General features: G+C 42.7%; 9 protein-coding genes. 7 read left to right on the top strand and 2 right to left on the bottom strand.

The features are described 5' to 3' along the window. The first annotated feature begins 14 nt into the window (after positions 1-14). From CGC57_RS07055 to CGC57_RS07040, 4 genes are all read left to right on the top strand, one after another. Positions 15-2,297 carry a hypothetical protein gene (locus CGC57_RS07055; protein WP_095898561.1) on the top strand — a complete coding sequence of 761 codons (2,283 nt, stop codon included), beginning with the start codon at positions 15-17 and terminating at the stop codon, positions 2,295-2,297. A gap of 370 nt (positions 2,298-2,667) precedes the next feature. Beyond that, positions 2,668-3,519 carry an AraC family transcriptional regulator gene (locus CGC57_RS07050; protein ID WP_095898560.1) on the top strand — a complete coding sequence of 284 codons (852 nt, stop codon included), beginning with the start codon at positions 2,668-2,670 and terminating at the stop codon, positions 3,517-3,519. Between the two features lie 23 nt (positions 3,520-3,542). Further along, complete coding sequence (locus tag CGC57_RS07045; RefSeq protein ID WP_095898559.1) at positions 3,543-4,025, top strand: hypothetical protein; 483 nt, start codon at positions 3,543-3,545, stop codon at positions 4,023-4,025. Between the two features lie 72 nt (positions 4,026-4,097). Then, on the top strand, positions 4,098-4,997 hold the full coding sequence (locus CGC57_RS07040; protein WP_095898558.1) for a hypothetical protein: 900 nt from the start codon (positions 4,098-4,100) through the stop codon (positions 4,995-4,997). Between the two features lie 96 nt (positions 4,998-5,093). On the opposite strand, the gene CGC57_RS07035 is transcribed toward CGC57_RS07040, so the two are convergent. Both CGC57_RS07035 and CGC57_RS07030 read right to left on the bottom strand, forming a co-directional pair. Next, entirely contained in the window at positions 5,094-5,876 is a 783-nt protein-coding gene (locus CGC57_RS07035; RefSeq protein WP_095898557.1) for a lipocalin family protein, read from the bottom strand. 95 nt (positions 5,877-5,971) lie between these two features. Next, positions 5,972-6,745, bottom strand: a complete 774-nt coding sequence (locus tag CGC57_RS07030) for a lipocalin-like domain-containing protein (RefSeq protein ID WP_095898556.1) — start codon at positions 6,743-6,745, stop codon at positions 5,972-5,974. Between the two features lie 456 nt (positions 6,746-7,201). Here CGC57_RS07030 and CGC57_RS07025 point away from each other — a divergent pair, with 456 nt between their 5' ends. The 3 genes from CGC57_RS07025 (at position 7,202) to CGC57_RS07015 (ending at position 13,387) form a co-directional block, all read left to right on the top strand. Further along, positions 7,202-10,240 (top strand): SusC/RagA family TonB-linked outer membrane protein, encoded by a 3,039-nt coding sequence (locus CGC57_RS07025; RefSeq protein WP_095898555.1) that lies wholly within the window; start codon positions 7,202-7,204, stop codon positions 10,238-10,240. A gap of 87 nt (positions 10,241-10,327) precedes the next feature. Continuing rightward, on the top strand, positions 10,328-11,812 hold the full coding sequence (locus tag CGC57_RS07020; protein WP_095898554.1) for a RagB/SusD family nutrient uptake outer membrane protein: 1,485 nt from the start codon (positions 10,328-10,330) through the stop codon (positions 11,810-11,812). Positions 11,813-11,947: 135 nt separating this feature from the next. Further along, the gene (locus CGC57_RS07015) at positions 11,948-13,387 is read left to right on the top strand and encodes a SusE domain-containing protein (RefSeq protein WP_095898553.1); all 1,440 of its coding nucleotides are present in this window, start codon (positions 11,948-11,950) and stop codon (positions 13,385-13,387) included. Positions 13,388-13,459 lie beyond the last annotated feature (72 nt).

Here is a 13,459-nt window from a genome sequence, read left to right as displayed (position 1 = left end):
ACTAATATCTAAAAATGAAAGTACTCCCCTTATTAGCGCTCTTGCCCCTCTCTTTGGCTGCGCAAACCCCCGTTCCTTCAGGAAATTATAAAGCCAATTCACTTGGCAATGCTTTAGAATTGAGATTCCTCCCCAACGGCACTTACGAACTGATTGCTACCTCAGGCGAGTACGTTCTCAAAGATAAAAAAATACTTTTCCAACCTCAAACCTCTTCTTTTGTTGTTGAGAAAAAACAAAGCGACAGTCAGCAATTGCAAATCACACTCAAAACACTGCCTCGCACTGGCGCCGATCCGCGTTATCTCTACATAGGGTATGAAAATGCTAAAGGAGAAGTGGAGTACGTATGCGTTTATAACAAAATCGATTCTTTAGAGAATATTGAAGAAAAAAAGGATAGCAATGGCGAAACTTACTATGTGCTCGAAAGTTTTGAAGTGCCCCGCACTGCCAATCTCTACTTAGTTGATGCTCACCAAGCTGCCTACAGCAAAAACAAGGAAGTAAATATCCAAAAATTCCCTATTGGCAAATATACAAATGCTGTGGAAATCGCTGTTTTAGGCGGTGGTAATTCCATCAACCTCAACGGGGTTTACAATCCCGACAAACAAACTATTTCAGTTTCGGAAGGCAATAGCAGCAATGCCATCGTCTTTAGCAAACCAAACGACAAGCCTAATCCTAACCAAGTGCCTGTCGCTTCTAAAGAGAACGTAAGCCATTGGGCTCACTTCATCGACTTTGGAAAAGAACGCGATATCCCTGAATACGACCCCAATAAAAACGCCAAAGAAAAAGCCAAAGCCGTAGTTTCGGTGCCTAAAAACCTCAATGCTGCCCTCGCTTCAGCCGATAAACAAAGTCGTTTGGTGGTAGTGTTCCAGCAACCCGATAACTCAAAAGCAAAAGCTGAATTTGATGATTTCTTCGCTAAATACAAAGAAGACGGCAGTGGCTACAACTACGATGATGACGATAACAGTCCGCTTTATCCTTACGAGTTCTATTTGGCTACTGCCAAAGACCTCAAAACCCTCAAAGCTAAAGGAGTTCCTGCGGGTAACCAAGTAGTTTTGTTAGACGTTGCAGGCAATGTGCTCTATTCACAACCCGCAACCATCAGTGAGGTTGCCAGCGATGAGCTCTTTACTTCTAACGAAAATGTAGCCCGTTTCAGCACTATTGCAATGGCACGCGCACTCGACAAAGCCTTGAGTAACCCTAAACTACCCGTAAAAGAACTGCAAAACATTTTCACTACTTTCCTAAAAAAGGACAGTCAGCGTGTGTATTTATTAGCAAAGAATCGTCCAGAGCAAAAAACAGGTGACAGCAATGAGGAAGAAGCTTTCGACTATATTGCGCAAGAAGCCGAAGATTATTTCTCTAATTTCAAGAATCCCAAAGGTGTTTACCAAATGCAACTCACCCCAGAACAGGCTATCGCTCAATGGGAACGCGTGGTAAATATTCATAAAAAGGACACCAAATTCGACCCTGAGTACGCTTTCTTGCTCTCGCTCAACAATGCCGACGCCAACTATTACTATCGCATTTTCAACGCCGAAAAACCCACAACTACCGCCGATATAGATGCTATCGCTTATTTGGTGAAATTCGCCGATGAAATCAAAGCCTACAACAAAAAAATTGATGGTAATGAGGATTATTATATGGGCTATAACGAACGTTTAGAAAAAGGAATCATAGAAGTAAATTACGGAGAGCTCTCTAACCAACTCGACCGTATCGTTTTCAACGACAAAAAACTCTTTGAACCCGTAAAAACTGTTTATAAAGAAGGTTTGAAAAAGAAACTCTTCTCTGATGACAACTACATCGATTTTCTCTATGATAACAATGTAGATGAAGCCGCAGTGTACTTCGGTGAGTACTACAAAAATCTATTGCAAAAAGACGGCAATCTCATCGTTGCATTAGACAAGACTTTCTCCGAAGGCGATGATGAGAACAGTTGGAAATACTACAAAATGCGTTTTGCAAATCGCGCCAACAACATTGCTTGGAAAGTATTTGAAGAGCACAAGCAAAACCCCGATAAATTGAATGAGGCTTTCCAATGGTCGAGTTCGGCAGTACAATTAGAACCCGAAAATTCTTATTATTTAGACACCTTTGCACACCTCTTGTACGCACGTGGTGAAAAGCAAAAAGCCTTAGAAATACAAGAGAAAGCCGTTAAAAACCTCCCTAAAGCCGAATTTGGTGGCGACGATGAAAAATCAGAGATTCAAACCAATTTTGAAAAAATGAAGAAAGGGGAGATTTAGGTTTCAGGTCTTAGGTGTCAGGAGTTAGTTGCTACACTTTGGCAAAGTCCTTAATTGCCCGTGCGGCTTGCACCTTTGATAAAGTCTATAAAATAAAAGTATCTAAAAAGTGCATTGATTCACTTTTTAGATACTTTCTTTTTTGTCACTATATTAGGTGTTAGGGGTCAGGGGTCAGGGGTTACAGGATACTTTTGACAGCCTTGTCCGAGTTATCTGAGTTATCCGAGTTGTCTGACTTGTCTGACCTTGTTCAATCTTGTCTGCTTCCCTCCAACTTGTATTGTAATAACAAACAATAAAGCAATATAGGAAAAGTCCCCTTGAGAAAACTGCTGTATCTTTGCCCCAGAAATTCTAATTACACCCTATGAAATCCATCACTCATAACGATTACACCCAGCGCATCAACAAGGTAGCGGAATACATCAACCGTCACCTCGATGAGCCTATCGAACTGAAAACATTAGCCGATATTGCCCACTTGTCGCACTTTCACTTTTGTAGGATTTTCAAAGTGCTGAAAGGTGAATCGCCTATCGCTTTTATCGCGCGTTTGCGTATAGAAACCGCTGCCCAACTGCTGCGCTACTCTACCCTTCCTATAGAGCAAATTGCCTTCAATATAGGCTATGAAACCCCTGCATCGCTCTCCAAAGCCTTTAAAAACCAATATGGCATTACCCCTACCGAGTACAGAAGTAATAAAGATATTTACATTATGAAAAAAGAAATCATCAACCCCGATTTGGCTCTCAAAGCTCCTAAAATAATGGAACTCGAGCCTAAAAACCTCATCTATGTAGCCCTTACCGGCGGATATGGGTCTTTAGACTACGGCAAAGCCTACGAACAATTATGGGCGGTTGTAAAATCGCAAAAGCTATTTACCAAAGGCATTGAGTCTATATGCGTATCGTACGACGACCCTAAAATTACCGAAGCCTCTCTACAACGTTCGGAAGTAAGTTTGGCTATTCACAAACCTGCTCAGCCTGAAGGAAATGTGAGTTGCAAAACCTTAGCTGGAGGCAAGTATGCCGTCTTTTTCTATCAAGGCAGTTACGCTCAGCTTTCTGCCGTTTGCGATGCTGCAATGCGTTGGGTAGTAGAAAGTGAATACGAACTGCGCGATGAGCCTATGTTCGAGAAATACCTCAACGACGCTCGCCGCACCCCCGAAGAAAAACTAAAAACAGAAATCTATATCCCCATTAATTAACTAATTTGCTAATTTTTAACATTATGATTCTTACAAAAACTGAAAAAAGCACAGGGATTGTTTTGGCAATCCTCTTATTATTGCTCACACTTTCAGGGAGTGGTTATTTCTTCTTCACTTTGAAAGTAAATTTCGTGCAATGGCTTGCCTATAACGCTTGCTCACCCAGCAGCTTAGTGTATTTAGCTTGCTTTATCGCCTTTTGGCTCACCAAAAAGAGCTTTTGGCTGCCCCTTGCCTTCCTGCCGATGTACTATTTCGGCACTATGGGACTCTTCACATTCACGTGGAATGGCGCCAATATCTTTGCCCAACTATCGCATATCACAATGACACTCAACTTGCTATGGGCAGGCTACACCCTTTACCGCATCGGTGATTACAAAGGTTTTGCACAAGGTTTGTTGTGGAGCATACTATTATTCGTACCTTACATCGCTTTTGTGATGTACTACTGCCGCACCCACACCGAGGAAATTAGTAACTTGTTACAAATGACGCCTTAAAATACTATAAGGTTTGTTGATTGTAAAAAATTTATTTCGTATCTTTGCCCCAAACTTTTAATTTCAACAAAAATGAAAAGAATAATCCTTTCCCTATTAGTTACTGCTTGCTTGACTGCGTGTAGTAAAAACGACAACGAGGCTCCTGACGACAAGAAGCCTCCTGTTACTTTAGAACCCAAGGAAGCTCCTGAACCCACTGTGGGAGTATATCCTCACATTTTAACTACTACCCAGCATTTAAGACAAATGAAATCGGTTGCTGAATTTACTATTGTCAATGATAAGGTTACCAAATCTATTCAGAAAGTAACTGATTTAAAAAATGGAAATGTTACTACTTATATCATTGATTACAAGTACGATACTAATGGTTACCCCACCGAAATTACCACCTCACGTGAGGGACGTACTATACTTGATGAAAAAGAAACTTACCGCTTTGAAAACAAAAGATTGGTAGAAAAGATTAGAATTGTAGAGGGGGGCGTTAGAACGTATACTCACAGCTATTCTTACGACTCTGAAGGTAAGCTCACAAAGTACATTTACGCTATGCAACAATACATAGATCCTAAACCAAGTGTTAGAGAAACAAACTATACTTATAGCGGTACTACTGTTTCAGCTGCTATTGTAGGCGGACATACTGAAACAATTACTTTTGACAGCCGTTGGAATAAGTTGAAAAGTGAACAAAAATTCACTCGAACTGCCGATGTTTGGGAGTATCAATACAACGATAAACCCAATCAAGCTTATGGTCATTTAGGCGACTTGCTCTACCCCGAAGAATTTATTTCTAAAAATTGTCTTACCTTAATGAGACACATTTCAAAAGAAGAAGGCAAAGCCGATTCTATTACGGAATATCGCAGGGAATACCAATACAACGCACAAGGCAATATAAGCGAAATAAAAAAATACAATTCTGACGGTAAGTTGGAAGAAACTATAACATACGAATATTAATACAAATAACAGGTAACAGATAACAAGTAAAAAATCCCTTGCAGTTTGCACTGCAAGGGATTTTTTTTAAAGTAAAGTAACTATTTCATTAATTGATTACTGTTTTTGGAAGAACATTGTAGTACCCCCAAGGCTAAGCGTAAGTGTTTGGTTGTTGTTGCTAAAGCTAAAAGGTAAGGGTACTTTTTGTCCGTTAGAAACATTGTAATATTTGCCTCCTTCTTTTACATAGTCGTAGCTTTCCACATTACCAGCTTGGCATTGTGTGCTGTTTGCAGGCAGGGTATAGTAAAGCGAAAAGCCTATAGAGCTTGCTACTATACTACCTGTAAAACAGGCAGGAGTACCCGCAGGATAAGTAGTGCCTCCTGCTTCTATTTTGGTAAGTTCCCAAAGTCCTACCAAAGGATCGAGATAGCTATAGTCTACTCCTTTTTTGTGAAGGATATCTACTTCTGGAATACCTAAATTATTTGTAAAACGCAAAATAAGTTCTTTGCCTTTTATTTCGTATTTAAAAGAATTCATTTTCTGTCCTTTAGTGCCATTAGGAGAATTGCTAGCAATACTATGAATTATCTCACCATTAGAAAGGGTATAATCGTAATAGAAAGGAGTATATTTACATCCAGAACCATCCCTACGATACCATTCGAACTTCATCTGGGTATCTGAAAATGAGCGATAAGACTGCTTGGCGCAATTATCAGGAGTACTCCAACGAATATTTTTCCCGTTGCCATTATAGTCTCCATACACAGTATGGTAATACCAATCTCCTTTGATCGAAGTGCTACCTCCGCCGTTGTCGTCGTCTTTCCCGCAAGAGGAAACGAATAATGCTGTGGCAACGAGTGCCGAAAAAATAAGTTTTTTCATATAATATTTGTGTTATCTTCTCTCCCATTCCCTCTCTCCCAAGAAGAGAGGGGCAATCTGGTTAAGAGGGTATTAAAATATATTTTATTAATTGATTACTGTTTTTGGAAGAACATTGTAGTTCCTCCAAGACTAAGCGTAAGTGCTTGGTTGTTGTTGCTAAAGCTAAAAGGTAAGGGTACTTTTTGTCCGTTAGAAACATTGTAATATTTGCCTCCTTCTTTTACATAGTCGTAACTTTCCACTTTACCTGCTTGGCATTGTGTTTGAGAAGCAGGCAGGGTATAGTAAAGCGAAAAGCCTATAGAGCTCGCTACTATAGTACCTGTAAAGCAAGCAGGAGTGCCCGTAATATAAGTAGTGCCTCCTGCTTCTATTTTGGTCATTATCCAACGTCCTATAAAAGGGTCGAGATAGCTATAGTCTACCCCTTTTTTGTGGAGAACTTGTATTTCTTCCTGTTGTCGATGATTTTTAAAGCGAAGGATAAGTTCCTTGTCCTTTATTTCGTATTTTATAGAGGCTGTTCCCCTTTTGTTTCCATTAGGAGAATCATTGGCAATCGTCATATTAAAAACGCCATTAGTAGCCGTATAATCGTAATACACTGGAGTGTATTTGCACTCAGAACCTTCTGAGTAATACCATTCGTGCTTTATTTTTTTATCGGAAATAGACCAATAAGTTTTTTTAGCGCAATTGCCAGAAATTGCCCAGCTTTTTCCATTACCATCGGGGTCATTATAAATGTTGTAAAGATACCAATCCCCTTTGATCGAAGTGCTACCTCCGACGTTGTCGTCGTCTTTCCCGCAAGAGGAAAGGCATAATACTGTGGCAATGAATGCCGAAAAAATTAGTTTTTTCATATAATTATTATTATTAGTTTTTATCAGACAAGTCGGACGTGTCAAACCAGTCAGACCAGTCAGATTCCTGAAACCTATCCCCTGAGACCTGCCCCCTAAAACCTATCATCGGGGCAAAAATAATAAAAAACATCTTTATATCCTATTTTTTTAACTTATTTTATATTTCGTCATTCGTCTCTCGTCATTCGTAACTCGTCATTCGTCTCTCGTCATTCGTAACTCGCCCCTCGTAATTTCCTTACATTCTTTCTATATTTTTCGCTCTTGTTTTCTTTTTATTCTGTTGTTTATCAAACTGCTACATTTTTAGTTATCTATATTTTCACTATCTGATGTTTTTAGTATATCTTTAACGTTTTATCTTTGCGGCAGAATTAGGTCTTAGGGGACAGGTGTTAGGCATCAGGGGACAGGTGTCAGCTCTTACCTCTTACCTCTTAACTTTTAACTAAGATGAAAGGAAAACAAAGAACTTTATTAAACAGTATTGGCAAGCTAGCCTTGCTACTACTTTTTAGCTTGCTTTCTACCGCCCTTTCTGCCCAAAACAAAAAGATTAGCGGAAAGGTAATCGATGAAAAACACCAGCCCGTGCTGGGGGCATCGGTGGTGGTGAAAGGCACTACTAAGGGTACTACTACCGATTTCGATGGGAATTTCACGATAGATGTACCTGCTAAAGCCACGCTATCGGTTTCATTTATAGGGTATCACACCCAAAATGTAGCAGTGGGCAACCAAAACCAACTCACTATCGTGCTCAAAGAAGAACAAGAGCAGTTAGACGAGGTAGTGGTGGTAGGCTATGGTACTGTCCGCAAGAAAGACCTTACGGGAGCGGTTACTTCGGTGTCTAACAAAGCCCTCAAGGAGAAACCTATTGCCAACGCTGGGGAAGCGCTCCAAGGGCGTGCTGCTGGGGTGCAAGTAACCTCGGCGGGAAAACCTGGTGACAACGTGTCGTTTCGCATTCGCGGTATCAGTACAATTAACAACAGCGAACCGCTACTGGTTATCGATGGGGTACCTACCGACCTCGGTATCAACGCGCTCAACGTAGATGATATAGAAAATATCGACGTGCTAAAAGATGCTTCGGCAACTGCCATTTACGGCTCTCGTGGTGCTAATGGGGTGGTGCTTATCACTACCAAAAAAGGAAAAAATGGCGACGGCAAACTGTCGTTTAGCACCAATATAGCCCTTCAACAAGCTACCAACTTACCCGTGATGCTCAACGCTCGTGAGTTTGCTTCTTTTCACAACGAAATGATTGCCAACTACAACCGCACCCCTGGGGTGAGTCCGCTTTCACAACGCCCTGATTTTGCCAATCCTGAGGACTGGGGGGAAGGCACCAACTGGCTCAAAGCGCTTTTCCGCCCTGCTTTTATGCGTAACTATTCGCTTTCATACTCAGGCGGTAACGACAAGAGCAATTACTACGTATCAGCTGGGGTGTTCGACCAAGATGGGATTATCCTCAACACTTCTTACCGCCGTTATACAGTGCAGTTCAACGGCGAGTCGCGCGTAAAACCGTGGATTAAGTTTGGCAACAACCTCACTCTCAGTCACGACGAAAAGAAATCGGGCGACTACAACATCCGTATGGCGATGGCTTCTTTGCCTACACAACCTATTTACAATGAAGACGGTAGCTACTCAGGTCCTGATTCGCCTGCTCATCAGTACAGCGATATCCGTAACGTGATAGGCACTGCTCTTATCAACGGACAAAACACTACCAAAGGCTATAACATTTTGGGGAATATCTTTGCCGAAATTACTCCTGTGAAACATTTGGTATTCAAAACTACTGGGGGGCTTGACTTCAAATATTGGGACAACCGCAGTTTCTCCCCTAAATACAACTGGAAACCAATACCTAATCCGCTCTCTAACCTCTACCAAGATGCTAATAAGAGCACTACCCTCCTATGGGATAACACACTCACTTATACCAATACTTTTGCCCAAAAGCACTTCCTCAATGTGATGGTGGGCACCAGTGCGCAAAACAACGTGTATAGCAAAATCAATGCGAGTGTGAGCAACTTCTTGAGCGACCAGCAAAACCAACTCAGCAAAGGCTTGGAAAACCCTACGGTAGGAGGTACGATGAACGATTGGGCTATCCTCTCCTTCATCGGGCGACTCAACTATACCTATGCTGATAAGTACTTGCTCACTGCTACCGTGCGTCGCGATGGTTCTTCGCGTTTCTCCAAAGAAAACCGCTGGGGTACTTTCCCTTCTTTCTCTTTGGCGTGGCGCGCATCGAACGAGTCTTTCTTCTCTAAAAACGACTATGTAAACGATGTGAAATTGCGCGTGGGTTACGGTATGACGGGTAACCAAGGCGGTATTGATAACTATGCTTATTTCACCAAATTGCGCACAGGGCAATATGTGTTCAACAATAATTTAGTTTCTACCCTCTATCCTCACGTGATGCCTAACCCTAATGTAAAATGGGAAACCGTAGAGCAATTCAACGGGGGTATTGACCTCGCGCTACTCAAAAACCGCTTAAACCTCACTTTCGATGCCTATATCAAAAACACGAGTGATATGTTGGTACCTATGGCGGTATCGGTAAGCTCTGGTTATTCGGATATCAATGTGCCGAGTATCAATGCCGGTAAAGTGGAAAACAAAGGGGTAGAGCTCACTGTATCATCAGTGAATGTGAATAAAAAGGACTTCCAATGGAATACTGATGTAAACGTATCGTTCAACCGCAACAAAATCGTGAAAATGAACGATGGCGTGCCTCTATTCACTGGTTTCGAGGCGTTCCTCACCAAATTGCAAATCCTCTCCGAGGGTCACCCTGTAAACGCTTTCTATGGCTATGTAATGAATGGACTTTTCCAAAACCAAAGCGAGGTAGACAACTATGCTACCCAAGTGGAAAACGGTACTGCTCCTGGTGATGTGAAGTTCCGCGACCTCAACAACGACGGGGTCATCAATGCTGAAGACCGTACTTATATCGGTAATCCGTTCCCTGAATGGACGTTCTCTATGAACAACAATTTCAACTACAAAAACATCGATTTACAAATATTTTTACAAGGTGTAGCAGGCAATGATATCTACAATGCCAACCGTATATGGCAAGAGGGAATGTCGGTGCCACAAAACCAAATTGCCAAAGTAAAAGATCGCTGGACAGGCGAAGGCACTAGCAACAGCATTCCGCGTGCTATCTATGGCGACCCTAACCAAAATGCGCGTCACTCTACCCGCTTTGTAGAAGATGGTTCGTATTTGCGTATCAAAAACGTAACTTTGGGCTATACACTTCCTAAAGAGGTTACTCAAAAATTCCACACCGATATGTTGCGCATATATCTGTCTTGCCAAAACCTCTATACGTTCACCAAATACAGCGGTATGGATCCCGAAGTAGGCACTGGTGGCGTTGATGGCGGTACTTACCCTGTAACCCGCACAGTTAGCTTTGGACTAAACGTACAGTTTTAGGCGCTAGGTGTCAGGTGTCAGGTGTCAGGTAATAGGTAACAAAAGAATCACTACAAATTGTTAATTGTTAATTATGAATTGTTAATTATGAAAAAGATATTATACATCACCCTATTAGCATTTCCGCTCTTCACGGCTTGTTCTAAGTTTTTGGACAAGACCCCTTATGAAGATTCAAGTGCTGAAAACATAAGCGATGCGGCATCGGCAATTGCCCTTACCAATTCGGCTTATAAACCCTTGCAACGCTCTAACCTCTACAATATGCGCCTCTGGACGCTCGACATCGTAGCAGGTAACAGCATCGTAGGCGCTGGAGGTGGTAACGACGGACTCGAAACTATCACTCTTTCCAACTTCAACGCAACTGCCGATAACCCTTTGGCGCTCGAAATATGGCGCGGTTGTAACCCTGGTATTCTCTATTGCAATACGGCTCTAAAAGCTTTGCCTTCTGCCAATATTCCTGAGGATATCAAAAACCGCTGTATCGGTGAAGCCAAATTCCTCCGCGCGCACTACTATTTCCTTTTGGTGCAACTCTTTGGCGATGTGCCTCTTCAGCTCGACCCTAAAGAGAGTTTGACTAACAAAACGCCTTTCCGCCAAAGCAAAATGAAGATATACAACGAGGTGATTATCCCCGACCTCAGAGAGGCTTTCAACCTATTGCCTACACGCGAGCAATATAGCAATGCCGATAAAGGTCGTGCCACCAAAGGCGCTGCTGCGGGTATGCTCGCCAAAGTATACCTCACCTTGGGCAGATATAGTGAAGCCCTTGAGATGTGCAATGCTGTCGAAAACCTTGGTTATATCCTCAATCCTGATTATTCCGATTGTTTTGGCGCTGCCGAACGCAACAAAAACACTGCCGAGTCTATCTTTGAAATTCAGTACTACGGACTTACCAAAGATGATTTTTGGGGCGAAGAAAACCAAGCCTCTTGGCTCAGTACTTTTATGGGACCTCGCAACAGTGGTTGGGTAGGCGGTGCTTATGGTTGGAATCAGCCTACACAAGAGTTTGTAGACCAATATGAGGCAGGCGACCTCCGCAAGGATAAAACCATTCTCTATGAGGGTTGCCCTAATTTTGAGGGGAATGCGTATCGCGCTTCAATGTCTAATACGGGCTACAATGTGCGCAAGTTTTTAGTGCCACTAAGTCAGTCGCCTGATTTCAATACCAACCCTGCCAACTTTGTAGCGCTCCGCTTTGCCGATGTACTCCTAATGAAAGCGGAAGCCCTCAACGAATTGGGTCGCACCACCGAAGCCGAAGTGCCTTTGTACAAAGTGCGCACCCGCGCAGGGCTTACCCGTCGCGCCGATATAGAGAAGCTCACCCAAGCGCAAATGCGTGAGAAAATACGTCACGAACGCCGCATAGAACTCGCTTTTGAAGGGCATCGTTGGTTTGATATGATTCGCTGGGATAACGGTCAGTATGCGCTGAATTTCTTGCACTCTATAGGCAAAACCAACGCCCGCGAGAAACACCTGCTCTTGCCCGTCCCTCAAAAAGACCGCGACGCCAACCCCAACCTTACCCAAAACCCAGGTTGGTAGTGCGAGCCGCACAGGCAATTAAAACAAATTACTTAATTAACAAATAAAAACAATTTCACCCTTGTCGCTTTTGCAGCTTCCCTCCCCCTCGCCTTCGGAGAGGGGGAGAACGGAGGGGGTGAGGAACAAACTAATATGAAACCATACCATTTATACATCGCCTTCCTCTTACTGCTCCTTATGGGCTGTAAAAAAGAGGACTATATGGAGCTCTTCAAAGAGGGAAAACCCTTTGAATTGAAAGCTCCTAAAGAAAATGTAGCCTTAGACGCTGCCAACCCCGAACAAGAAGCGATTAAATTCACTTGGACGGCAGCTTCTAATTACGGCACCAATGCCGCTATCACCTATACTTTCCAAATGGATGTGCAAGGCAATAACTTTGCGGGAGGTATCAGCGAGAATGTAGGTCGTGAAGCCTATGAGAGAGTGTATAAAAACGAAGAACTCAACAATCTATTGCTCAACACTTTCAAGGTTGCGACAGACACCGAAGTTACGATGGAAGTACGCATTATTGCCCAAGTAGCCTCTGGTGAGGGAATGAAACAACATACCAATGTAAAAACCATCGTTTTCAAAACACATACCCCTATCAGCAATACGCTCTATATCATCGGTAGTGCTGCCCCTCACGGTTGGAGTGCCGATCAAGCCGAAGAGATGAAACCTATTGAGGGTACTCCTAAAGCCTTTGCGTGGTCAGGACGATTGGCTGCTGGCGAAATCAAGTTCATCACTACCAAAGGTCAGTTTATACCATCGTATGGCAAAGGCAGTAATAATAGTGAGTTGCATTTCCGCAAAACCGATGCCGATACGAGTGATGAGAAATTTACAATTGCCGAAAGTGGCGTCTATACCGTGAAAGTGAACCTTATCAACCTCACCATAAGCATCACCAAAGGCGAAGCGCCTGAATATACCGAGTTGTGGTTCGTAGGTGAACCTACTGGTTGGAGCTTCAAGAAAATGACTGTAGACCCTGCCGACCCATTTGTGTTCCACTACAATGCCGATTTAGGCAATGGAGGTGAGTTCAAAATAGGCACTAAAGAAGGCGATTGGTTAGCAGTATTTTTCCGTCCGAAAGAAAATAATACGGCTGAAGGTAGCGACCTCCCTGTGAAGAAATGGGCAGGCGACCCCGATAACAAATGGAAAATTTCAGCAGGCACTTACAAGATTTCCCTCAACACCCGTACGATGAAGATTGACATTGTGCCTTTTACCCCTTATGCAGGAATGTATATGATTGGTAGTGCCACCGATGCAGGTTGGGATATCAACAATCCTATTGCTATGACTGTTGATAACAGCAATCCTAATGTCTTTACATGGGAAGGCGACTTGAAAGCGGGCGAACTCAAATTCTCTTGCGACAAGAAAAACGATTGGGGTGGCGACTGGTTCTTGGCTGCTAAAGCTGATAAAGCACCTGCAGGTGTAGAAGAACCGATGATTTTCAGCGCCCACGGTTCTAACCCTGATAACAAGTGGAAAATCACTGAGGTGGGCACCTACAAAATCACCTTGAACCAACTCACCCAAACGGTAGTGATTAAGAAAATGTAAGAAAGGAACAATCCGAGAAAAGTAACTGAATTGTCATAGCTTACGATTCGTTATATTTTCTCAAAATCCAAG

The sequence above is a fragment of the Capnocytophaga sputigena genome, from assembly GCF_002302495.1.
Lineage (GTDB): Bacteria > Bacteroidota > Bacteroidia > Flavobacteriales > Flavobacteriaceae > Capnocytophaga > Capnocytophaga sputigena.
The sequence above is the reverse complement of the archived record's forward strand: the minus strand, read 5'-3'. Positions and strand labels throughout refer to the sequence as shown.

Coding starts and splice junctions, on each gene's coding strand:
- CGC57_RS07030 (WP_095898556.1), bottom strand. CDS start 6,745: ATGAAAAAACTAATTTTTTCGGCATTCATTGCCACAGTATTATGCCTT.
- CGC57_RS07025 (WP_095898555.1), top strand. CDS start 7,202: ATGAAAGGAAAACAAAGAACTTTATTAAACAGTATTGGCAAGCTAGCC.
- CGC57_RS07040 (WP_095898558.1), top strand. CDS start 4,098: ATGAAAAGAATAATCCTTTCCCTATTAGTTACTGCTTGCTTGACTGCG.
- CGC57_RS07050 (WP_095898560.1), top strand. CDS start 2,668: ATGAAATCCATCACTCATAACGATTACACCCAGCGCATCAACAAGGTA.
- CGC57_RS07045 (WP_095898559.1), top strand. CDS start 3,543: ATGATTCTTACAAAAACTGAAAAAAGCACAGGGATTGTTTTGGCAATC.
- CGC57_RS07020 (WP_095898554.1), top strand. CDS start 10,328: ATGAAAAAGATATTATACATCACCCTATTAGCATTTCCGCTCTTCACG.
- CGC57_RS07035 (WP_095898557.1), bottom strand. CDS start 5,876: ATGAAAAAACTTATTTTTTCGGCACTCGTTGCCACAGCATTATTCGTT.
- CGC57_RS07055 (WP_095898561.1), top strand. CDS start 15: ATGAAAGTACTCCCCTTATTAGCGCTCTTGCCCCTCTCTTTGGCTGCG.
- CGC57_RS07015 (WP_095898553.1), top strand. CDS start 11,948: ATGAAACCATACCATTTATACATCGCCTTCCTCTTACTGCTCCTTATG.